19 protein-coding genes and 1 pseudogene are annotated in these 21,901 nt (G+C 67.4%); 13 read left to right on the top strand and 7 right to left on the bottom strand.

The window, feature by feature from the left end; genetic code table 11:
• Positions 1 to 82 precede the first annotated feature (82 nt).
• A complete protein-coding gene (locus AB0J95_RS02550) occupies positions 83 to 1,285 on the top strand; it encodes an MFS transporter (protein ID WP_364751257.1) in 1,203 nt (400 codons plus the stop codon).
• Positions 1,286 to 1,287: 2 nt separating this feature from the next.
• Here the strand turns inward: AB0J95_RS02550 and AB0J95_RS02545 are convergent, their stop codons facing one another.
• Together AB0J95_RS02545 and AB0J95_RS02540 are read right to left on the bottom strand one after the other, a co-directional pair.
• Positions 1,288 to 2,460: a GGDEF domain-containing protein gene (locus tag AB0J95_RS02545; protein WP_364751255.1), complete on the bottom strand. Its 1,173-nt coding sequence runs from the start codon at positions 2,458 to 2,460 to the stop codon at positions 1,288 to 1,290.
• 251 nt (positions 2,461 to 2,711) lie between these two features.
• Entirely contained in the window at positions 2,712 to 3,929 is a 1,218-nt protein-coding gene (locus AB0J95_RS02540; protein WP_364751252.1) for an MFS transporter, read from the bottom strand.
• Positions 3,930 to 4,226: 297 nt separating this feature from the next.
• On the opposite strand from AB0J95_RS02540, the gene AB0J95_RS02535 reads away from it, so the two are divergent.
• The 3 genes from AB0J95_RS02535 (at position 4,227) to AB0J95_RS02525 (ending at position 6,641) form a co-directional block, all read left to right on the top strand.
• Entirely contained in the window at positions 4,227 to 5,228 is a 1,002-nt protein-coding gene (locus AB0J95_RS02535; protein ID WP_364751250.1) for a LysR substrate-binding domain-containing protein, read from the top strand.
• Between the two features lie 59 nt (positions 5,229 to 5,287).
• Positions 5,288 to 6,154 carry a hypothetical protein gene (locus tag AB0J95_RS02530; RefSeq protein ID WP_364751247.1) on the top strand — a complete coding sequence of 289 codons (867 nt, stop codon included), beginning with the start codon at positions 5,288 to 5,290 and terminating at the stop codon, positions 6,152 to 6,154.
• A gap of 67 nt (positions 6,155 to 6,221) precedes the next feature.
• Entirely contained in the window at positions 6,222 to 6,641 is a 420-nt protein-coding gene (locus AB0J95_RS02525) for a 50S ribosomal protein L11 (RefSeq protein ID WP_364751245.1), read from the top strand.
• Between the two features lies 1 nt (position 6,642).
• On the opposite strand, the gene AB0J95_RS02520 is transcribed toward AB0J95_RS02525, so the two are convergent.
• The gene (locus tag AB0J95_RS02520; RefSeq protein WP_364753412.1) at positions 6,643 to 7,062 is read right to left on the bottom strand and encodes a DUF4442 domain-containing protein; all 420 of its coding nucleotides are present in this window, start codon (positions 7,060 to 7,062) and stop codon (positions 6,643 to 6,645) included.
• Between the two features lie 100 nt (positions 7,063 to 7,162).
• Here AB0J95_RS02520 and glyA point away from each other — a divergent pair, with 100 nt between their 5' ends.
• Positions 7,163 to 8,425 carry a serine hydroxymethyltransferase gene (glyA, locus tag AB0J95_RS02515; RefSeq protein WP_364751243.1) on the top strand — a complete coding sequence of 421 codons (1,263 nt, stop codon included), beginning with the start codon at positions 7,163 to 7,165 and terminating at the stop codon, positions 8,423 to 8,425.
• Positions 8,426 to 8,585: 160 nt separating this feature from the next.
• On the opposite strand, the gene AB0J95_RS02510 is transcribed toward glyA, so the two are convergent.
• Together AB0J95_RS02510 and AB0J95_RS02505 are read right to left on the bottom strand one after the other, a co-directional pair.
• Positions 8,586 to 9,998 (bottom strand): M81 family metallopeptidase, encoded by a 1,413-nt coding sequence (locus tag AB0J95_RS02510; RefSeq protein WP_364751240.1) that lies wholly within the window; start codon positions 9,996 to 9,998, stop codon positions 8,586 to 8,588.
• Between the two features lie 3 nt (positions 9,999 to 10,001).
• Complete coding sequence (locus AB0J95_RS02505; protein WP_364751237.1) at positions 10,002 to 11,117, bottom strand: ROK family transcriptional regulator; 1,116 nt, start codon at positions 11,115 to 11,117, stop codon at positions 10,002 to 10,004.
• 150 nt (positions 11,118 to 11,267) lie between these two features.
• Between AB0J95_RS02505 and AB0J95_RS02500 the strand changes: the two genes are divergently transcribed.
• The 4 genes from AB0J95_RS02500 to AB0J95_RS02485 are packed head-to-tail and all read left to right on the top strand — an operon-like array spanning position 11,268 to position 16,467.
• Positions 11,268 to 13,037 carry a peptide ABC transporter substrate-binding protein gene (locus AB0J95_RS02500; protein WP_364751235.1) on the top strand — a complete coding sequence of 590 codons (1,770 nt, stop codon included), beginning with the start codon at positions 11,268 to 11,270 and terminating at the stop codon, positions 13,035 to 13,037.
• 57 nt (positions 13,038 to 13,094) lie between these two features.
• Complete coding sequence (locus AB0J95_RS02495; protein WP_364751232.1) at positions 13,095 to 14,048, top strand: ABC transporter permease; 954 nt, start codon at positions 13,095 to 13,097, stop codon at positions 14,046 to 14,048.
• Positions 14,045 to 14,896: an ABC transporter permease gene (locus tag AB0J95_RS02490; RefSeq protein ID WP_364751231.1), complete on the top strand. Its 852-nt coding sequence runs from the start codon at positions 14,045 to 14,047 to the stop codon at positions 14,894 to 14,896. Before AB0J95_RS02495 ends, AB0J95_RS02490 begins: the two co-directional genes overlap by 4 nt.
• Positions 14,896 to 16,467 carry an ABC transporter ATP-binding protein gene (locus AB0J95_RS02485; RefSeq protein ID WP_364751230.1) on the top strand — a complete coding sequence of 524 codons (1,572 nt, stop codon included), beginning with the start codon at positions 14,896 to 14,898 and terminating at the stop codon, positions 16,465 to 16,467. Before AB0J95_RS02490 ends, AB0J95_RS02485 begins: the two co-directional genes overlap by 1 nt.
• Here AB0J95_RS02485 and AB0J95_RS02480 read toward each other — a convergent pair.
• Positions 16,454 to 17,173 (bottom strand): copper homeostasis protein CutC, encoded by a 720-nt coding sequence (locus AB0J95_RS02480; RefSeq protein WP_364751226.1) that lies wholly within the window; start codon positions 17,171 to 17,173, stop codon positions 16,454 to 16,456. The two genes, AB0J95_RS02485 and AB0J95_RS02480, sit on opposite strands and share 14 nt — an antisense overlap.
• 45 nt (positions 17,174 to 17,218) lie before the next feature.
• Between AB0J95_RS02480 and AB0J95_RS02475 the strand changes: the two genes are divergently transcribed.
• The 3 genes from AB0J95_RS02475 to AB0J95_RS02465 all read left to right on the top strand — a co-directional run bounded on the left by AB0J95_RS02475 (position 17,219) and on the right by AB0J95_RS02465 (position 20,414).
• On the top strand, positions 17,219 to 18,094 hold the full coding sequence (locus tag AB0J95_RS02475) for an ROK family protein (protein WP_364751224.1): 876 nt from the start codon (positions 17,219 to 17,221) through the stop codon (positions 18,092 to 18,094).
• Positions 18,095 to 18,219: 125 nt separating this feature from the next.
• Positions 18,220 to 18,750 (top strand): MarR family transcriptional regulator, encoded by a 531-nt coding sequence (locus AB0J95_RS02470; RefSeq protein WP_364751222.1) that lies wholly within the window; start codon positions 18,220 to 18,222, stop codon positions 18,748 to 18,750.
• The gene (locus AB0J95_RS02465; protein ID WP_364751221.1) at positions 18,750 to 20,414 is read left to right on the top strand and encodes an MDR family MFS transporter; all 1,665 of its coding nucleotides are present in this window, start codon (positions 18,750 to 18,752) and stop codon (positions 20,412 to 20,414) included. Before AB0J95_RS02470 ends, AB0J95_RS02465 begins: the two co-directional genes overlap by 1 nt.
• 49 nt (positions 20,415 to 20,463) lie before the next feature.
• Here AB0J95_RS02465 and AB0J95_RS02460 read toward each other — a convergent pair whose 3' ends face one another.
• The gene (locus AB0J95_RS02460) at positions 20,464 to 20,946 is read right to left on the bottom strand and encodes an inorganic diphosphatase (protein WP_364751219.1); all 483 of its coding nucleotides are present in this window, start codon (positions 20,944 to 20,946) and stop codon (positions 20,464 to 20,466) included.
• Between the two features lie 115 nt (positions 20,947 to 21,061).
• Here AB0J95_RS02460 and AB0J95_RS02455 point away from each other — a divergent pair.
• Positions 21,062 to 21,901: pseudogene (locus tag AB0J95_RS02455) on the top strand (hypothetical protein); the annotation flags it as partial.

Genomic DNA, 21,901 nt, shown 5'->3' with positions numbered 1-21,901 from the left:
GCAGGCGCGGCGGTACGGTGCGTGAGTGTTCGGCTTGAAGTGACCGCTCCACGAAGAGGCGAACCGAGGGGAGAGTCCGTTAGTGACAACCGCGACCTATCGCGGCACGTTCGCGGTGGGCGAGTTCCGCGCGATCTGGCTCGCCGAACTGCAGTCCATCTTCGGTGACCAGCTGGCCAGGGTCGCATTGTCGGTGCTGGTCTACCAACGCACGAACTCGGCCGCGTTGCCCGCCCTGACATACGCGTTGACATATTTGCCGGACCTGGTGGGCGGGCCATTGCTCGGTGGCCTGGCGGACAAGTATCCGCGCCGCGCGGTAATGGTCACGGTGGACGTCATAAGGGCGGTCCTCGTTGCCCTGATGGCCATTCACGGCATGCCGCTGCTGATTCTGGTCATATTGCTGGTGATCGTGCAGCTGCTCAACGCGCCCTTCACTTCGGCGCAGGCCGCGGTGCTGCCGAATGTGTTGTCCGGTGAGCATTACGACATCGGCCAGTCCATTCGCCAGGTCACCAGCCAGGCCGGTCAGCTGGCCGGGTTCGCCGGTGGGGGACTGGTGATCGGCGCGCTCGGGCCGAACAACGCGCTGGCGTTGAACGCGGTCAGCTTCGCGCTCTCGGCCGTCATCATCCGCCTGGGCGTGCACCCCAGGCCGCCCGCCGGGCTGCCCGAGAAGCCGGTGGCGCACCGGCTGCGCAGCGGGGTCCGGACCATCTGGCACGACCCGAGGCTTCGCGCATTGGTTGGGCTGGCTTGGCTCGCGGGGTTCGTGACTGTCCCAGAAGGACTCGCGGTGCCGTACGCGGCCGAGATCGGCGGCGGTGCGGTCACCACGGGTCTGCTGCTCGCCGCGCACCCGGCGGGCATCGTGCTCGGCGCGTCGATCTGGTCGCGCTGGGTCCCGGCCGAGGTGCGGCTGCGGTATATCGGCGTGCTGGCGGCACTCGCGATCGTCCCGCTGGTCGGGTACGCGTTCCGGCCCGGATTGATCGGCACGATGATCCTGTTGGTCATTTCCGGTTCGTGCGCGGCCTATCAGATCACCGCGGCGGCGACGTTCATGCGTCTTGTTCCGGATGCCGAACGCGGCCAGGCATTCGGGCTGGCGGGCGCTGGGCTCATCGCCGTACAGGGCATTGGCCTTTTGGTCGGTGCTTTGGTGGTGCTGGGAACCAATTCTCCGTCGATGACGGTGTCACTGATCGCGGGTGCCGGTGTGCTCACGGCGATTCCGGCCGCGCTCGCCTGGCGGCGCGCCCGGATCGCCAGTCCACTGTGAACTCAGGTCGAGAGCGTGACGACCTGGTTGCGGCCGTTGGACTTGGCCGTGTAGACCGCCGAGTCGGCGGTGAGCATCAGCTGTTCCAGCGTGGTCCCGCTGTTGGGGTAGATGGCGACCCCGATGGACGCGCTCAGCCCGCGGATCACCGTCTCCTCGCCGGACTCGTTCTGCACCGGGATCTCCAGCTCGGTGACCCTGCGTCGCAGGCGTTCCGCCGTCGTGACGATCTGCTCGGCGGTCGAGTTCGGGATGAGCACGGCGAACTCCTCGCCGCCGAACCGGCCCGCCGAGTCGTAGTCGCGGATCTCGCCCTTGAGCAGCCGCGCGATGCCCTTGAGCACCTCGTCGCCGGCGAGGTGGCCGTAGGTGTCGTTGACCTTCTTGAAGAAGTCCAGGTCCACCATGAGCACGCCGAACGAGTCGTTCGTGCGGGCCGCGCGGGACAGCTCCAGCTTGGCGCTCTCGTGCCAGGCCGTCGCGTTCAGCAGGCCGGTCTTCTGGTCCAGGCTGGCCAGGTCCTCCAGCTGCTTCACCAGGACCGCGCGGTGCAGTACCAGTAAAGGCGGCAGGACGAGCACGACCAGATAGGGAACGTGCAGCAAAGCCAAGCCGCACAACGCACCCAGGCAGAGGGTTGAGATCTCCAGCGCGTAGTCGGCCCAGGACACGACCATGTGCGTCGGCTGCCCGTACAACCGCGCGGCCACGGTGACCAAGGTGTTGTTGACCAGCAACAGAACGACACCGGCGACGTAGACCACGACGGCGTAGGCGAACGGCTGGGTCCAGTGGTTCGCCTCCAGCACCAGCTTGCCCACAGCCAGCACACCGATGGCCGCGTACGTGCTCAGGCCGGCGACGGTGGTGGTGAAGATGACGCGGTGGATGGGCCGGTTGCCGATCTTGCGCCAGATCCGCAGCCACAGGTGCACATAGACGACGATCACCAGCGCGCCGCAAAGGCTCGGCGGCAGCACGATGGCCGCGCCGAACACCCACACCGACGTCATGTCCACGTGTGGTGCGTTGGTGATCAGGCGGCGGGTCTGCTCGATCTTGCGCGAAACCTCGGCCTGGAACACAGCGAGTGCACACAATGCTGCGAACTGCCACCAGTTGTCACCGGTGATGTGGTCCCGGATCGCGAAAAAGATGAGAAGCCCGGCCGCCACCGTCTCTATGGCAAGGAAATACCTGACCATGGCGCGCGGCTGTCGCCAGAGTGCCCATTTCCGAGGATGTGCACCCCGGCTGTTCGCGTCGACCGCACTGGGCAAAAGTTCTCCCCCGTTCGGCTACTCGAACCCGGACGTCTTCAAGCTACACTCTGGGGGCCGAATCGGAAGGCTGCGGAAGAGGTACCCGTCATGCGAGCGATCATCGAGTTTTGAGGGCCGGATCCGGCGCCTTTGCCGGATCGTCCTCATCCGGTGGCGGTTTCCCGGGCGGCGGTGGCGCGGTTCCATGCCGCCGCCGCTGGGAGTGCGATGACCAGGCCGATACCTCCAGCCAGTGCCACCGTGTTGGCGACACCGATCTGTTCGGCCACCACGCCGGCGAGCACCACGCCCAGCCCCTGCGCGGTCAGCACGCCGGAGTTGAGCAGGCCCATCACCTGAGCGCGGCTTTCCGCGGGCGCGGACGTCGCGAACGTCGCGCCCACCTGAACCTGATACGAGCTGCAGAGCCCGCTGAGCACCAGCAGCGCCAGCGCCACCCACAGTCCCGGCTGGAACACGCACAGCATCAAGCAGAACCCGGTCAGCGCCGCGAGCGGACCGACCAGCCGGGGCCGCAGCTCGGGCCCGGCGAACTTGGTGAACGCCCACGAGCCGACGATCAGCCCGGCGGCCGGGGCGGCCATCAGCAGGCCGACCACCTTGGCCGTCTCACCCAGTTCGGCACTCCACGCGGGCGCCAGACCCTCCGGTCCGACGTACAGACCGGCGAGCATCGTCAGGACATACAGTGACCGCAGGCCGGGGATGCTCGCGATGATCTTGGCCCCGCGCGCGGTCGACGCCCAGAACAGCTTGCGTGCCGAGGGGCTCGCCGGGGCCGGGCGGTAGGGCACGTAGATCCGGACCAGCAGCGCCGACAGCAGGAACGTGCCCGCGTCGATCGCCAGCGCGACATAGGGGTTGATCAGCGCGACGACCAGGCCACCGGCCGTGAAGCCGAGCAGCTGGGCGATCTGGATGGTGATGCCGCGGGCCGCGAGCCCGGCGACGTAGGCCTCGCCGGAGAGCACCTCGGGCAGCAGGGCGAGCCGCGCGGACTTGAACGGGCCGCCGACGAAGGACACCCCGGCCATCGCCAGGCAGACGATGCCCAGTGGCATGCCCTCGATGGACATCACGATGACCAGCGCGGCCGCGATCACGTCGCAGACGACCATGACCTCGCGCCGGGGATAGCGGTCGGCCAGGCCGGCGAACAGGGTGGACCCGATGAACGAGGGGAGGATGCTCAGCGCGAGGGTCAGCGCGGCCAGTGCGGCGGAGTTCGTTCTCGCGTAGACGAGGACGGCCAGCGCGACGCGGGCCAGCTGGTCGCCCAGCTGGGAAAGCGCTTCCGCGCCCCACAGCGCGCGGAACTCCACCACGCGGAAGGCCGCAAGGAACCCAGACCGCTTCGTCAACTGCCCATGCTCCCCGTCACCGGCTGCACCCTCATGTCGACACCTAATGTAGGTGCCCTTGGTCACTAAGCCAATACCGAGGGGAAGCACCTCTTCACTCTGCCGGACGGTGTGAACACACTCCGCGATCACTGAGATGCCCGGCCGGTCAAGCAGGCGACCGGCCGGGCATCTGTTCCTGTGGAGCGGTGAGGGGCGATTTGAGCGTTCCGCTGGCCGGTCGGATCTGACCGGACAACGAAAATATGCCCCCGGCCACTAGCTCCTGCTCATCCAAAAGGGGTATCAAGAACCCTTATGGCCGAGTTGGAGCTTCGTCATCTGCGAGCCGTCTGCGCCATCGCCGAGGAAGGCAGTGTGACAAAGGCCGCAGCGCGCCTGGGCCTCACCCAGCCGGCGTTGAGCGCGCAACTGCGGTCGGTTGAGCGGTTGGTCGGCGGACAGCTCTTCGAACGAACGCCTGCGGGTAGCGTGCCGACCGACCTGGGTAGGTACGTCATCCGTTCGGCCCACGTCGTTCTCGACGACCTCGCTCAGCTGTTGTCCTCGGCGCGGGAACGTGCGAGCGGGCCGTCGCACGGGCCGTTCGTCGCGGCCGCGATGCCGATGCTCTGGGTCTCGCAGTTGGTGGAGGAGTTACGGGCGCGGTTCCGGTGTACGGAGGTGCGCACCGAGATCGACTGGTCCTGGCAGGCGCTGCTCGACATGTTGGTGTCCAAGCGGGCCAACATCGCCGTGTTCGACTACTTCGAGGGGGTCGACCGCCGTCAGCTGTCCGGGGTCGAGGTCCGGACGCTGCTGCACGAGCCGCAGTTCGTGGCCGTTCCCCAACACAGCCAGCTGGCGTCCTATGACACCGTTCCCTTGGCCGAGCTCGCGTCGTATGAATGGGTCGCGCTGCCCCCGGAGTACGACAGTGCTCGCGGCCAGCTGCACTCCGCCTGCGCCACGCTCGGGTTCAGCCCGCGGATCACCCATCACGCGATCGAGACCGGCGCGGCCCGCGCGTTGATCTCGGCGGGGGCGGTCTCGCTGGCCTCCCCGGCGTCCCGGAACTGGGACGGCATCGTCGTCCGGCCGCTGCGCGGGGACCCCATCTCGATCCGGGTGATGGTGGCGACCCGGACCGACGGCCTGGTCGCGGGGCGGGCGCACGAGGCCTTCGCCTGTGCAGCGCATGCCTATAGAGCGGTGGTGGACCGCAACCCGCACTTCACGCGGTGGTGGGCCGAGCATCCCGAGGCGCACGTCGAGCTCGACGCGGCGCTGCGGCTCGCCAGGCCAAGCCAGCCCCAATAATGTGAAAATACTTCATGTGGCGGGTTCCGCTGGGTGAACAGGGCTGTTATGCATCCCGCATGCGAAGAGTAGGCAGAAGAATCGGCACTGTTGCCGTTCTCAGTTCTTTGATCACTGTGCTGCTCACCGGCCTGGCCCCTGCCCTCGCGCAGGCCGCTTCGCCGGTCGGCCCGTGGAACCCCATCGGTTCCGACCGCGCGCGGGCGTTGGACGAGAGTCAGGGTCTCGCCTCGATCGTCCGGCCGAACCAGACGATCTTCCGGTACACCGGCGTCGGCACCATTCCGGCGAGCATCTCCGTCCGGGGCTGGAACCACGTCGGCGACCCGGGCACCGCGCTCGGCTGGTACGTCGAGCCGTACCAGCGCGACGACCGCGGGGCCAAGCTGTTCCGCGTCGAGTCGCCCACCGGGGTCTGGTCGGAGTACCAGCACGCCCTGGAGTCCTGGGAGGCCAACAACAACTCGTTCTCGGCGGTGTCGCCGGACGGGCAGTGGATGGTCGCCGGCGAGTGGGGCACCAACAACCGGCTGCTCGTGCACCCCATGCCGGGCGTCGCGTTCACGAACCCCGCGCAGAACCTGCCGCTCGCCTCGGTGATCCGGCTGGACCACAACGTCCGCGACATCCAGGGCTGCGACTTCACCTCGGCGACCCGGCTGCTGTGCGCGTCGGACGACCCGGACGGCACCTTGTTCGGCATCAAGAAGCCGCTGCTGCAGGTGGACTTGGCCGGTCCGTTGTCCAACAGCGATGTGTCCGCGCACGTCACCGCGCTCGGCGCGCTGCCGCAGGAAAGTGGCTGCAGCGGGTCGTTCGAGGTCGAGGGCATCGACTACGACGAGCGCGACGGCACCCTGCGCGTGATCGTCATGTCGCCGGGCATCTGCGTCCTGTTCGACAGCAAGACCTGGCGATTGAAGTAAATGACTTTGACTCTCCCGTAACCGGAGACTTTAGCGTCGCTCGTCGTCGGAGAAAGGACGGCGAGCGATGCCTCCCAAACGGAAAACCCATCAGGTCACCATGGAGCTCACCGCGGGTGAGGCGCCGGTGGCCGAGCTCGGCAAGATGCTCGGCCAGACCGGTGTCAACCTCGTGGCGGTCAAAAAGGAGTACGACGGCGCCACCGCGGCGCAACGCGGAGACATCGTCCCGGTCGTCATCACCGTTTTCGAGGACCGGACCTTCAGCTTGCGCCTGAAAACCCCGCCGACCGCGTTCCTGATCCGCAAGGCGCTCGGCTCGAAGGGGTCACCCCGGCCCGGTCACGTGGTCGCGGGCACGTTGAGCAAGGACCAGCTGCGCGCGATCGCCGAGCGGAAACTGCCTGACCTCAACACATCCGACGTCGAGGCGGCGATGCGCATCATCGCCGGCACCGCTCGTTCGATGGGCGTGGTGATCGGTTAGGTCAGCGGTTCGGACGCAGGGTCCAGACCACCGTCATCTCGGCGGTGGTCTCCCCTTCGCTGTTCGAGATGGTGATGTGGACCGGGAATTCCGGGCGGGTTCCGGCGTCCAGTTCCGCGACGATCTCCTGCGCCGGGCGGCCCAATACCGCTTCGGCGGTGAGGTCGCCTTTGCCGATTTTCTTGTACGCGATCTCGGTGCGCGCGACCAATGGCGTGGCGCGGCCGAGCTGGTCGGCGAAAGCCGCCAGGAGAACGGCGCCCGAAGCGGTCTCACCAATGCCGAACGTCATTGCCGCGTGCGGACCACCGACGTGGTTGTGCAGTGCGGGGTCGTCCGGCAGCTGCGTGACGACGCGGGTGGCGGTGATCTCCTTGAAGGTCACGCCCACGGTCCTTACCCACGGAACGGTGTTCCGCATGGCCTCGCCGATCATCGTGTAGTCCATGCGGGCGATATTACCCGCCAGTAACTTATATGGCACCCGTTCGGGCCAGGGCCGGGCAACTAGGATCCGCAGGGTGCATCAGCCAGCGATTACCGAACTCGCCGCCGCCGACCCCGAGATCGCCGGTCTGGTCGAAGCCGAGGCCAAACGCCAGTACGAGAAGATCCGGCTCATCGCGTCGGAGAACTACGTGTCGACCGCGGTCCTGGAGGCCACCGGCACGGTTCTGACGAACAAGTACTCCGAGGGGTACGCCGGCAAGCGCTACTACGAAGGCCAGCAGGTCATCGACCCGGTCGAGACGCTCGCGATCGAACGCGCCAAGGCCGTTTTCGGCGTCGAGCACGCCAACGTGCAGCCGTACTCCGGCTCGCCCGCGAACCTCGCCGTCTACCTGGCGTTCCTCAACCCGGGTGAGACCGTGATGGGCATGGCGCTGCCGGCCGGCGGTCACCTGACGCACGGCTGGAGCGTGTCGGCCACCGGCAAGTGGTTCCGCAGCGTGGCCTACGGCGTGCGCAAGGAGACCGGCCGCGTCGACATGGACGAGGTCCGCGCTCTGGCGGTGGCCGAGCGGCCGAAGGTGATCTTCTGTGGTGGCACGGCCATCCCGCGCACCATCGACTACCCGGCGTTCGCCGAGATCGCCAACGAGGTCGGCGCGATCCTGGTGGCCGACATCGCGCACATCGCCGGCCTGATCGCCGGTGGCGCGCACCCCTCGCCGGTCGGCCACGCGCCGGTCATCTCGACCACCACGCACAAGACTCTGCGCGGCCCGCGCGGCGCGATGCTGATGTCCGACGCCGAGCACGCGAAGGCACTGGACAAGGCGGTCTTCCCCGGTCTGCAGGGCGGCCCGCACAACCACACGACCGCCGCGATCGCCGTGGCGCTCAAGGAAGCCCAGGCGGCCACCTTCAGCACGTACGCGCACAACATCGTCGCCAACGCCGCCGCCCTGGCCGCTGCTTTGACCGAACGCGGTTTCGACCTGGTCTCCGGCGGCACGGACAACCACCTGATCCTGATCGACCTGACCAACAAGGGCATCGCGGGCAAGCCGGCCGCCAAGGCCCTCGACCGCGCGGGCATCGAGCTGAACTACAACACCGTGCCGTTCGACCCGCGCAAGCCGTTCGACCCCTCCGGCCTGCGCCTCGGTACCGCCGCCGTCACCACCCGCGGCCTGGGCGTCGACGAGATGGCCCAGATCGCCGAGTGGATCGACCTGACCATCCAGGCCGAGAACAACGGTGACGAGGCCGCCATCGAGCGCATCGCCGGTGAGATCCGTGAGCTGCTCACCGGCTACCCGATGCCCGGCTGGGCCTAGTGCTGTGACCGGATAGGTTCACCGGTTCTCGACGGCCCAGCTTTCCGCTGGACGCACGGCCGAAAGGCCCAAGTACAACCCGGTACGAGGACCTTCCGGCCGCACGCCCAGCGAAAACCTGGATCCGCCGATAACACGGCAAACCTACCCGGCCACAGCACTAGCGGATCAACACCGCGTTGAGGTCCGGGTCGGGCATGTCCGGGTCGAACGGGAACATCGGGCGCTGAATCCTCATGTGCCCCAGGCGGAGCAGGTCCTGGTCCACTCCGCCTGGGGTCAGCGCGAGGCGCCAGCCGCGGGCGAGTTTGTAGAGTTCCGGCTCCAGGTAGCCGATCTTGACGAAGGTCAGGTCGACCGCCGCCGGGTCCAAGCCGAGATCCGTGAAGTCCTTGACCAGGTGGTAGGGCTTGCGGCGTTCGGTGAGGATCACGTTGACACCACCGGACTTCACCACGGCGACAACGCCGCCGACCGGGTCGTCGACCACCTTCGTGACCGTCCCGCGCAACCGCACCGGGCCGGCCGGGCCGGGGTCGATCTTGCCGCCCACCAGGAGATCCACTTCGCCGCCGAACCGGGCGCTCGCCACCGCGGCGGGGTCGACAATGCTGGCGTAGATCGCCGAGAGGGACTTGTAGGCCAGGAGTTTGCCGAGCGTCCAGGACACGTCACCGGCGCCACCCGCGGTGGGGTTGTCACCGGAGTCGCTGATGAAGAACGGGCGGGCGCGGCTTTCCAGGCCCACGGCGATGCATTCGGCGAGGGTTCCGGTGGGGGCGACGAACGCGAAGTCGGCTCGCGCCTGCCAGTAGTCCTTGGCCAGTTTGGTGGCGGTCCGCTGGACTCGCTCCGCGTCATCGCCGGTGACCACAACCGCTGCCTGGCAACGGGGTTCGTCCGCCCACGCGTAACCGACCCAGATCGACGCGTCCAGGATCCCTTCGCCCGCCTCGATTTCCTCCAGCTGACCGTAGAGGCTCTTCGCGGGTTCGATGCGGGTGCTCGTCTTCTCGCCGGGCAGCAGGACCGGGATCTGCGCCCACGCCAGGTGCGGCCGGGTGCCCGAGGTCAGCCGGGCGACGAGGTTGCGCGCGGCCCTTTCCCTGGTCTCCCAGGCGTCTTCGTGCGGTGCCATGCGATAACAGGTGACTAAGTCCAGCTGCTGGACGAAGTCGTGCGAGACGTTGCCGTGCAGGTCCATCGACGCCGAGATCAGCACGTCCGGTCCGACCGAAGCGCGGATCGCGGCGACCAGATCCGCTTCGGCGTCGGTCATGCCGACCACGCTCATGGCGCCGTGGATGTCGAGCAGCAACCCGTCCAGCGGCCCTGCACCGACCAGCCGGGCCAGGATCTCGGACTTCAGCTCCTCGTAGACGTCGGTCAGCACCGCGCCGCCGGGCAGGGAAACCGCGTGCAGCAAGGGAACCCACTCGATGTCCGAGTCCCGTGTCCAGGCGTAGCGGGCGAGCAGGTCGGCGCCCCGGGTGACCCGGAAGTCGGCCAGGCTGGTCCGGTGCGGGGAGAACGTGCTGCTCTCGATGGCGATCCCGGCGATCCCGATCCGCACTCGTCAGTCCTTCCTGCTGTGCACCAGGTGCAGTGCCAGTAAACCAGCACCGAGCGAACCCGCGTCGGCCCCGGCGGACGCCACCGAGACCTCGAGGTTCTGCGTGGCCATCGGCAGGCAGCGTTCGTACAGCGCACCACGGACCGCGGCCACGAACGGCTCGATGGCTGCCAGTCTGCCAGTGAGCAGGACGGCGTGCGGATTGAAAAAGTTGACCACTGTGGACAGTACCTCGCCCAGCTGGCCGCCCGCGCGCCGCACCGCTGCCGTCACCGTCGGGTCGGCGTTGTTGGCGAGTTCGACGAGGTCCGCGGTGTGCGCTAGGCCGACGCTCTGGGCGAGCGCGGCTCCGCTGGCGATCGTTTCGAGACAACCGGTATTGCCGCAGCCGCACGGGATATCGCCGCCCGCGGACACCCGGACGTGGCTCACGTCGCCGGAAACACCGTTGGCGCCGCGGTGAACGACACCGTTCGCGATCACTCCACATCCGACACCCGTACCGGCTTTGACCACCACGAGGTGCTCGGGACCGCGGTTGCGCGTGTGGAATTCCCCCAGCGCGACGACATTGGCGTCGTTGTCGACCGCCACCGGGACTTCGAGCCTGGTGGCGAGCCAGTCACGAACGCCGTAACCGTGCCAGCCGGGCATGCGGGACGCGCCTTCGACGCGGCCTCCGGGGAAGTTCACCGGCCCGGGCAGACCGAGGCCGAGGCCGAGGAATTGCTGGCCGGGCAGGAGATCGCGGATCCCGGAGACGATCGCCGCGAGCGTGGCCAGGCTGCTTTCCGGGCCGGTCGTGATGTCCAGCTCGTAGTCGTCGATGTGCAGGCGTTCGCCGGAGAGGTCGAACGCGGCGACGCGGGCGTGTTGCGCGCCCAGGTCCGCGCCGATGACGTACCCGCCGCCGCCCGCGGCTCTCAGAACGCGGGGTCGGCGGCCGCCACGGGACGGGCCTTCGCCAGTCTCGGCGAGCAGGCCCGCGTCGAGGAGTTCCTGGACGCGGACCGACACCGTCGAGCGCGCCAGGCCGAGCAGGCGGGCGAGGTCGGTCCGGGACGAGGCCGCGCCGGTGGATACCAGCCGGAGGATCTCGGCGGTGGGAGCCTGCGCCATTCCCTCCCCTTTGGTCGATCTTTGTTCAGCAGCGAACCAAGTTACGTCGAAAACGCTACCTCAATCGGACGCTTGCGGCGACCGGTCTTGTGTTTTGTTCGCCTCCACTACTACCGTCCGGCGAATCACCCACAGACTCGGGGAGGCGTGATGAATCGCCGCTTGCTGACCGCCGGTGTCGCCGCCGTTGCCCTGCTCGCCGCCTCCTGCGGTACCGAACCGACACCACCTGGCGCGGCCAAGGGCACGGTGTCGTTCGCGTTACCGCCCAACGCCACCCCGAACTGGATCTTCCCGCTGGGCATCCCCGGCTACCTGGCCAGCTACAACTCCAGCATCTACGAGGTGCTGTACACGCCGTTGTACTCGTACAACGGCACCTCCGGCACGGTCGCGATGGACCCCAAGGCCAGCGCAGCGCAGCCACCGAAGTACGGCGCGGACGGCAAGTCGGTCACCATCACGTTGAACGACCTGACCTGGTCCAACGGCCAGAAACTGACCACAAGGGACGTCGAGTTCTGGTACAACCTGGTCAAGGCCAACAAGTCCAAGTGGGGCGGGTACGCCAAGGGCCGGCTGCCGGACAACATCACCGGGTTCACCGCAACCGACGACAAGACGTTCACGTTCACGCTGGACAAGGCCTACAGCCCGGACTGGTTCACCGCCAACCAGCTGACCAACGTCCGGCCGCTGCCACAGTCCGCGTGGGACAAGACATCCGCGGACGGCGCGGTGGGCGACAACGACCGCACTGAGGCGGGCGCCCAGCAGGTGTTCGACTTCCTGGTGTCCCAGGCCAAGGACCTGCCCTCGTACACCTCGAATCCACTGTGGAAGGTCGTTGACGGCCCGTTCGCGATCGAGGAGTACTCCACCTCAGGCCAGGTCACGCTGGTGCGCAACCAGAAGTACACCGGCCAGGACAAGCCCAAGCTGGACAAGGTCTCGCTCAAGCCGTTCACCAGCGCGGACGCCGAGTTCAACGTGTTGCAGACCAACGGCCTGGACTACGGCTACCTGGCCTCGGCGAACCTGAACCAGAAGGACTCGCTGGAGCAGAAGGGGTACGTGATCCAGCCGTGGAAGGGCTGGGCCATCACCTACATCCCGTACAACTTCAACAACCCCCAAGCCGGCCCGGTCTTCAAGCAACTGTATGTGCGCCAGGCGATCCAGTACGCGGTGGACCAGGAGTCGATCGCCAAGAACATCTGGCGTGACATGGCCGTCCCCGGGTATGGCCCGATCCCGCAGGACAACTCCTCGCCGTTCCTGTCGGACACCCAGAAGTCCAACCCGTATCCGTTCGATGTGGCCAAGGGCAAGCAGTTGCTGGAGTCACACGGCTGGGCCATCGGCGCGGACGGCGTCGCCTCCTGCACCGACCCGGGCGCGTGCGGCCCAGGCATCGCCGCGGGCACCCAACTCAAGCTGACGCTGCTGGCCGAAAGCGGCTCCAAGGAAACCGACAACATGATGGCGGAGCTGAAGTCGTCGCTGTCGAAGATCGGCGTGGCCCTCGACCTCAAACAAGCCCCGCTCAACACGGTCCTGGGCAACACCAAACCGTGCAAACCCGAGCAGCCCGAATGCTCCTGGCAGCTGTCGTTCTTCGGAACCCAGGGCAGCTGGTACTTCCCCGCCTACCCCAGCGGCGAGCGCATCTTCGGCACCGGCGCCACCTCCAACCTCGGCAGCTACACAGACCCCAAAGCCGACGAACTGATCAGCGCCACCACCTTCACCGCCGACGAGGCGTCGATGAAGGCCTACAGCGACTATCTCGCCAAACAACTCCCCGTCATCTGGCTCCCCAACCCCGCCTACCAGATCAGCGCCATCAAGAAGAACCTCAACGTCGGCACCCAAGACCCCCTCGCCAGCATGCAACCCCAACGCTGGACAACCTCGTGAAACCCCAGCTCACGACCCTCACTGGGCTGGGTGGGATTGTCGCGCTGGGGCGTGGCCGTGGCTAGGTACCTTGCGTGGCGGGTTCTGCAGGCGATTGTCGTCATCTTCGTTGTCACGCTTGTGGTATTCGTGATCCTGCATCAACTGCCTGGTGGGCCGGCGCGGGGAATCCTGGGCCTGCAAGCCAGCGAGGAGCAGATCAAGGCATTCGAACACGACCAAGGACTCGACCAGCCCCTGCCCATCCAGTACCTGCACTACCTGGGCCGGCTGGTGACCGGCGATCTGGGGGAGTCGTATCAGCTGAACCTGAGGGTCGGGGATCTGATCTCGTCGCGATTGCCCAAGACGCTTGTGCTGACAGTGCTTTCGACACTGGTCGCCCTCCTCGTCGCCATCCCGCTCGGAGTCTGGCAAGCAGTCCGGAGGAACAAAACCACCGACTACGTGCTGAGCGCGATCACCCTGCTGATGTACTCAACCCCAGTCTTCCTCCTCGGCTTCATCCTCCTCATCGCCTTCGCCCTGAACTGGGAGATCTTCCCGGTCCAGGCCCCACAGGCGACCACTCTCGGCGGGATCTTCGCCGACCCGAAAGCCCTCGTCCTCCCGGTCCTCACCGGAGCCGCGGCAACAATCGCCATCTTCAGCCGATACCTGCGATCGTCCGTTGTGGACAACCTCGACGAGGACTACGTGCGCACAGCAAGGGCAAAAGGCGCCTCGGAAAGCCGGATCCTCCGCGAACACGTCTTCAGGAACTCGCTGACGTCAGTCGTGGCAATGCTCGGCTACTACCTGCCCGTCCTGTTCGGCGGCGCCCTGGTCGTCGAGAAACTGTTCAACTACCCGGGAATGGGCCTGCTGTTCTGGAACGCCGCCCAGACCAGCGACTTCCCGATCCTCCTCGGTGTAGTCCTCATCATCTCGATCGCCACCGTGGTCGGAAGTCTGCTCGCCGATGTGGCGCAGGCGCTGATCGACCCGCGCACCAGGCGGGTGAAGACATGAGCGGCCCCAACGTCAGGCGCGCGAAACGCTTCCTGCGCAACAAACTCGCGATCGTCGGCTTCACCCTGCTGATCCTGCTCCTTGTCTTCTGCTTCATCGGCCCGCTCTTCTACCACACCGAGCAGGTGCTCACCGCGCTCAAAGAAGGCCGTCTCAAACCCGGAGTCAACGGTCACCCCCTGGGCACGGACGACCTCGGCTACGACCTCCTCGGCCGCCTCATGCTCGCGGGACAAACGAGCCTGGTGATCGGCCTCGCCGCGGGCGTCCTCGCAACACTGATCGGCACTCTGTGGGGCGCGATAGCCGGATACGCCGGAGGCTGGATCGAAGCGGTGATGATGCGGGTCGTCGACGCCGGAATCGCAATCCCCGCACTATTCCTGCTTGTGGTCGCCGCCGCGATCACGACACCGAGCGTGCCCATGCTCATCCTCGTCATCGGCCTCGTGTCGTGGCTGGTTCCGGCACGGTTGATGCGCGCCGAATCCGTTGCGCTCAAAGGCCGCGCGTATGTCGAGTCGATGCGGCTGATGGGCGGCGGCAATCTCCGCGCCATCGGTCGGCACATCATTCCGAACGCCATCGGCACGGTGATCGTCAACGCGACCTTCCAGATCGCGGACGCCGTCCTGCTCGTCGCGTATGTCAGCTTCCTTGGCCTCGGCATTCCGCCGCCCGCGGCGAACTGGGGCGGAATGCTCAGCGACGGCCTCACCTACGCGCACGACGGCGCGTGGTGGCTGATCCTGCCGCCGGGGCTGCTGATCGTGATGACGGTGTGCGCGTTCAACTTCATCGGCGACGGCCTCCGGGACGCCTTCGACGTCAAGTTCGGGGGCCACTGATGGATGTCGTGCTGAAGTTCGACGACCTTTCCGTGCGGTTCGGTGACGTCCAAGCCGTCAACACGGTCAGCTTCGCCGTCCGCGAGGGCGAAGTGGTCGCGGTGGTCGGCGAATCCGGCTCAGGCAAGACGGTCACCGCGATGTCCGCGATGGGCCTGCTTCCCAAGCGCGCGCTGGTCACGGGCGACATCCGGCTGGGCGGCAACGAGGTCCTCGACCTGCCCGCCGACGAGCTGCGAAGGTTGCGCGGCAACGAGATCGCGATGGTCTTCCAGGAACCGATGACCGCGCTCAACCCGGTCCGCACGATCGGCTGGCAGCTCGACGAGGCCATCAGACTCCACCGCGACCTCGGCCAGGACAAACGAAAAGACCGCGTTCGCGAGCTGCTCACATTGGTGGGCCTCGACAAACCGGAACTGCGCGTCAAGCAGTACCCACACGAACTCTCCGGCGGCATGCGGCAGCGAGTGATGATCGCGATGGCGATCGCCTGCGACCCCAAGGTGATCATCGCGGATGAACCGACGACCGCCCTCGACGTGACCGTCCAGGCCGAGATCCTCGAACTGCTCCGCGACCTGAGAGACCGCCTCGGCACCGCGATCGTGCTGATCACCCACAGCATGGGCGTCGTCGCCGACCTCGCCGACCGCGTGATCGTGATGTACCAGGGGAAGATCGTCGAGCAGGGCCCGGTCGAGGACGTCCTGCTCAAGCCCCGCCACGACTACACCAAGCGCCTGCTGAAAGCCGTGCCGCGCCTCGGCGAAGGCACCAAGAAGCCGGAACCCGCCGAGCCCGTGCTCAAGGTCGACGGCCTCACCGTGTCCTTCGGCGGCCACCGGGCGGTCGACGGGATCTCCTTCGAGATCGGCAAAGGCGAGGTGCTCGGCCTGGTCGGCGAGTCCGGCTCGGGCAAGACGACCGTCGGCCGGTGCGCGGTCGGCCTGCAGAAACCCACCGCGGGCACGATCGAGCTGTTCGGTCAGGACATCGCCTCGCCGAAGCGGCTCAAGCCGCTGCGCTCCCGGATCGGGATGATCTTCCAGGACCCGGCGTCCTCATTGGACCCGCGGATGACCGTCGCCGAGTGCATCGGCGAACCCCTTGTCCTGCACCACAAGAAGAACCGCAAGGAACGGGTCGCCGAGCTGCTCGACGCGGTCGAGCTGGGCGAGGCCCTGAAGGACCGCTACCCGCACGAGTTGTCCGGGGGACAACGCCAGCGGGTGAGCATCGCCCGAGCCCTCGCCCTCAACCCCGACCTGCTGATCGCCGACGAACCCACGAGCGCGCTCGACGTCTCCGTACAGGCGAGCATCCTGCAGCTGTTCCTCGACCTGCAGCAGCAGTTCGCGTTCTCGTGCCTGTTCATCAGCCACGACCTCGCCGTGGTCGACCTGCTCGCCAACCGCGTCGCCGTGATGCACCAAGGAAAAATCGTCGAACAGGGCGCCCGGAACGACGTTTTCGGTGCCCCGCAAGAGGATTACACGAAGAAGTTGCTCGCCGCGGCGCCCGTGCCGGATCCGGTTGAGCAGCGCGAACGGCGGGTCAGCCGCGGATGACCGCACACAGCGCCGTGACCTCGTCGGCGTCGGTCTCGAAGTGGTCGAACCCTTCGGGCACACCAGCGCCCGCGTACGACACCATGCCGCCAGGCACCCCGGTCACCGGCTTTCGCGGGGCAGCGTGCACGGCGGCAGCCCCGGTGGCCGCGATGACCTCCAGGGCGTTCGACGCGCGCACCCCGCCGCACGCCATGATCTCGATGTCCGAACCCGCCTGCGCCACCAGGGACTTGATCAGCGGGGCACCGTCCACCGCGGACCGCTGCTGCCCCGAGGTGAGCACCCGGGCGAACCCCATCTCCATCGCCTGGTCGAGTACGCGCTCGGGAGAGGCGCTGACGTCGATCGCGCGATGCAGCGTGACCTCCAGCTCCCCGGCGGCCTGGACGAACTCCTCGCAGACCGGGTCCAGCAGGCCGTCCTCGCCGAGCGCGCCGATCACGATCCCGTCGGCACCCGACAGCACCACACCCTCGATGTCCTTGAACATCACGTCCAGTTCGTCGCCGGAGTACCTGAAGTCGCCCGGCCGTGGCCGGATCAGCACGTGCGCGTCGATCACCCCAGGGACCAGCCACATCAGGCCCCAGCTGGGTGTGAGGCCGCCCTCGGACAGCGAACCGCACAGCTCCACCCGGTCCGCACCGGCCTCCTGGGCGATTCTCGCGCCTGCCAACGACTCCACACTGATCTCCACCTGCATGGCCGTGAGTATCTCCCGAAGATCTGCTTGCCGGATCGAGCATCGATGAGCTGGCTCGGCGTGGACATCGGCGGCACCAAGATCGAAGTGGTCCGGTGCGACGACGGCTTGACGATCCTGGACAGCCGCCGCGCGGAGTCGGCACCGGGCCGGATGCTCGGCACAGCGGTCGAGCTCGCCCGTGAGATCAGCGCCGGTGCGCAGGGGATCGGTGTCGGTGCGGCAGGGGTGATCGACCCGGTGACCGGTCAAGTCACCGCGGCCAGCGACTCCTTTCCCGGCTGGGCGGGCACCAGGCTGGGCGATGTCTTCACGCGCGAGCTGGGCCTTCCCGTGGTGGTGGACAACGACGTCAACGCGTTCCTGCATGGCGAAGCCGTCGCGGGTGCGGCGAAAGGGTTCCGGCACGCGTTCGGGATCACCGTCGGCACCGGCATCGGCGGCGCGCTGATCAGCGACGGCGTGCTGCTGCACGGCGCGGGTGGTGGGGCGGGGGAGATCGGCCACACGCCTGGGTTCGGTGACGAGCCGTGTACTTGTGGGGCGCGCGGGCACCTTGAATCGGTGGCCTCCGGTTTGTCGATCAGCCGCCGGTACGGGCAGAACATTGGTGCCATCCAGGTGGCAGACCGTGCCCGAGCGGGCGACCGAGCCGCCATGAACGTCTACTCGGCGGCGGGCGCGGCGCTGGGGCAGGCCATCGCGACCGTCGCGACGATCCTGGACAGCCAGATCGCGGTCCTCGGCGGTGGCGTGCTGGGTGCGTGGGACCTGCTCGAGGAGTCGTGCCGGGCGGCCGTCCAGGCGTCCGTGCTGGACCCGAACAAGGGTCTGCTCATCGAATCCGCCCAGCTAGGAGACCATGCCGTCGCCATCGGCGCGGCCGCGCTGGCTCACCGGGAGTTCACCCCCGCGCACTGACCGTGCTGCGATTCGGCTCACAGCTTAATTGTTTGCATCGGTCAACCATCGAAGCGCATGCTTGTATCGAACAAGTAATTGGCTGATACAAGCAATCACACAGAGTGAGCAACGAGGGAACCATCATGGCCGCAGCACCCGTCGAGACGATGGCTGACGAACTGACCCCACGGGAAATGGAGTTGGGCACGCGGATCGGCAACGCCATGATGGGCATGTCCCGGCAGTGGACCGCGGTGGCGTCGCAGCTGGCGAAGTTGGGGATCGACCGGACGTCGATGATCCTGCTGCACGCGTTGACGGCGATGGGGCCGATGCGGTCCAACGCGCTGGCCGAGGCGGTCTTCTCGGACCCCTCGACGATCAGCCGGCAGGTAGCCGCGCTGGTCAAGGACGGCTTGATCGAGCGTCGTGCCGACCCGGCCGACGGCCGGGCCAGCCTGCTCGCGGTCACCGACAAGGGGCACCAGCTCCTGGAGACCCGCAAGCGGCAGAAGGCCGGCTCGATCGCCCGGTTTCTGGCGCACTGGCCGGAGGCCGACCGCGAACGGTTCGCCGAACTGTTCGAGCGGTTCGTGACCGACCACGAACGCCACATTCCGGACATTATCGAACAGTGCGCCGCCGAACAGGCGCGCGCCGCAGAGGAGAACTGATGTCAGACCAGGCCACAGCCGCCACTGGGGCAGCCCCCGAACGGGCCGGCGCGCTGAGCCACCGGCAGATCCTGACGATTCTGTCCGGGCTGATGCTCGGCATGTTCCTGGCCGCCCTCGATCAGACGATCATGGGCTCGGCCATGCGCACCATCGCCGACCAGTTGCACGGCCAGACCATCCAGGCCTGGGCCACCACCGCGTACCTGATCACCGCGACCATCTCCACCCCGTTGTACGGCAAGCTGTCCGACATCTTCGGGCGCAAGCCGATGTACCTCACCGCGATCTCGGTGTTCCTGGCGGGCTCGCTGCTGTCGGGCATCGCGACCTCGATGTACGAGCTCGCCGCGTTCCGCGCGGTGCAGGGCCTCGGTGCCGGTGGCCTGATGTCGCTGGCGCTGGCGATCATCGCCGACATCACCACGCCGCGGGAGCGCAGCCGCTACACCGGTTACTTCATGGGCGTCTGGGGACTGTCCAGTGTGGCCGGTCCGTTGATCGGCGGCCTGTTCGCCGGCCTGGACACGTTCGCCGGCATCACCGGTTGGCGCTGGGTGTTCCTGCTCAACGTGCCGATCGCGCTGCTGGCTCTCGTGGTCGTCTCGCGGGTACTGAACGTGCCGCATGTCAAGGTGCGGCAGCGGATCGACTTCTGGGGCGCGGGCACGCTGACCCTGGGCCTGGTGCCGTTGCTGATCGTGGCCGAGCAGGGCCGCGAGTGGGGCTGGGGCTCGACCGCCTCGATCGCCATGTTCGTGACCGGTTTCGTCGGCCTGGTGGCGTTCGTGTTCGTCGAGCGCTGGATGGGCGACGCGGCGCTGCTGCCGATGCGGATGTTCCGCCGCCCGGTGTTCTCCCTGGTGAACGTCATCAACTTCATCATGGGCATCGGGATGTTCGGGATGATGATGTCGCTGCCGCTGTACCTGCAGATCGTCAAGGGCGCGACGCCGACCGAGTCCGGTCTGATGTCGCTGCCGATGGTGCTCGGCATCATGGTCTCGGCGATGAGCAGCGGCCGGTTCACCTCGAAGACGGGCCGGTACAAGATCTTCCCGATCCTGGGCACCGGCGCGACCGCGGTGGCGTTGTTCCTGTTCGCGCAGATCACCGTGGACACCGCGCTCTGGCAGACCATGCTGGTGATGTTGCTGGCCGGTGCAGGGCTCGGCCTGTGCATGCAGAGCCTGTTGCTGGCGATCCAGGCCGAGGCGCCGGTGCAGGACATGGGCGTGGCGACCTCGTCGGCGACGTTCTTCCGGTCGATCGGTGGCACGGTGGGCACCGCGGTGTTCCTGTCCATCCTGTTCGGCGTGGTGGCCGACCGGATCGCCTCGGCGTTCGCCTCGGCCCGCACGGACCCGGCGTTCATCGCGGCGCTGCAGAACCCGGCGAACGCCGGCGCGGCCCAGGGCCTGCAGGGCGGTGGCGGGCTCGACCTGAACAACACCGAGTTCCTCAACCACATGGACCCGGCGCTGGCCCGGCCGATCCTGCAGGGCTTCGCCAGCTCGCTGGACACCGTGTTCATGGTCGGCGGGATCGTGATGCTGGTCGCGTTCGCGCTGGTCTGGTTCGTCAAGGAGATCCCGCTGTCGAACAAGTCGCGCGTGCAGCAGCAGGCCGAGGAGGCAGCTGCCGCACCGGTGGCGGTGCACTGACGGATTACTGAAAAGGCCCCCGGGTTGTCCCGGGGGCCTTTTTGTTCAGTTAGTGGTTCTTCAGACGCTCGTAGGACCGGTTGATCTCGGCCTCGGCCTCGACGCGGCCGACCCAGGTCGCGCCCTCCACGCTCTTGCCCGGCTCGAGGTCCTTGTAGACCTCGAAGAAGTGCTGGATCTCCAGGCGGTAGAACTCGTTGAGGTGGTGGATGTCCCGCAGGTGCTCCGAGCGGGGGTCGTCGGCCGGGACGCAGAGGACCTTGTCGTCGCCGCCCTTCTCGTCGGTCATCCGGAACATGCCGATCGCGCGGCTGCGGATCAGGCAGCCCGGGAACGTCGGCTCCTGCACCAGCACGAGCGCGTCCAGCGGGTCGCCGTCCTCGCCGAGCGTGTTGTCCACGAAGCCGTAGTCGGCCGGGTACTGGGTGGCGGTGAACAGAGTCCGGTCCAACCGGATCCGCCCCGTCTCGTGGTCCATCTCGTACTTGTTGCGTACGCCCTTGGGGATCTCGATCGTGACGTCGAACTCCACGCGCTTTCCTCGCTCATCATCTTCGGTCGGTGTCCGCCACTAGTCTGGACCACGACGTGGACTCGGCCGGCATCACGGCGGCTGGTACCGATGTGATGTTGACCAGGAGGACTGAGTGTCAGACCAGCGACACCCGGAGTGGCCGACCGCCGACGACGACCTCCCCGCCACCTCCTCCACATCCCCGGTGCCCGCCGACCCCCACGCGTCTCCGGCCGACGTCGAGTCTGACGCGGGTGGTGAGCAGGGGGAACCGTCCGCACTTGGCGCCCCTGCCACCGAGCCGGTCTCGGCTGGTGGGTCTGAGGCGGCGGCCGCGGAACTCCCGGTGCCGGCCTCGGGAGACCAGGACCCCGAGCCAACGTCAGTGAGTGAGGCGGTCCAGGACGTGGAGCCGCCCTCGGCCGAGGAGGAGCAACACTCCGATGCCGACCTGGAACCCACCGCTGAGGCAGACGACCCGACCACCGATCAGCCGGACCCCCAACCGACCTCCGCTGAGTCCCACGGCGATCAGCCGGACACGCAACCGAGCCCCGACGCTGAGTCGGCCTCGGCAGATGAGCCGGAAGCGCGACCAGACTCGGCTGCTGAGCCAGCCTCGGCCGAGGTGGCCGAGCCAGCCGCTGCTGAGCCGGACACTGCAGGCGAGCCGGGCCCGGCCGCTGAGCCGACCTCGGCCCTGGCAGAGGAGACGGACACTGAGTCCGGCCCGGCGGCCGAGTCGGCCTGGACAGACGAGCCGGGGCGTGAGCCGGCCCCGGAGTGGGCCGCCGACCTGGAAGCGCAGTCGGGCACTGAGTCAACTCCGATGTGGGCAGGCGAGTCGGATGCCGAGTTGGGCGCCGGTGTTGAGTCGGGCCAGTCGTGGGCTGCTGACGTGGATCCTCGGTCGGGTTCGGGCGCTGAGTCAGTGGCGGCGTGGGCAGGCGAGTCGGATGCCGAGTTGGGTACC

This window comes from Actinocrispum sp. NPDC049592 (genome assembly GCF_040675465.1).
Taxonomy (GTDB): domain Bacteria; phylum Actinomycetota; class Actinomycetes; order Mycobacteriales; family Pseudonocardiaceae; genus Kibdelosporangium.
This window is presented reverse-complemented; position numbering and strand designations above follow the sequence as displayed.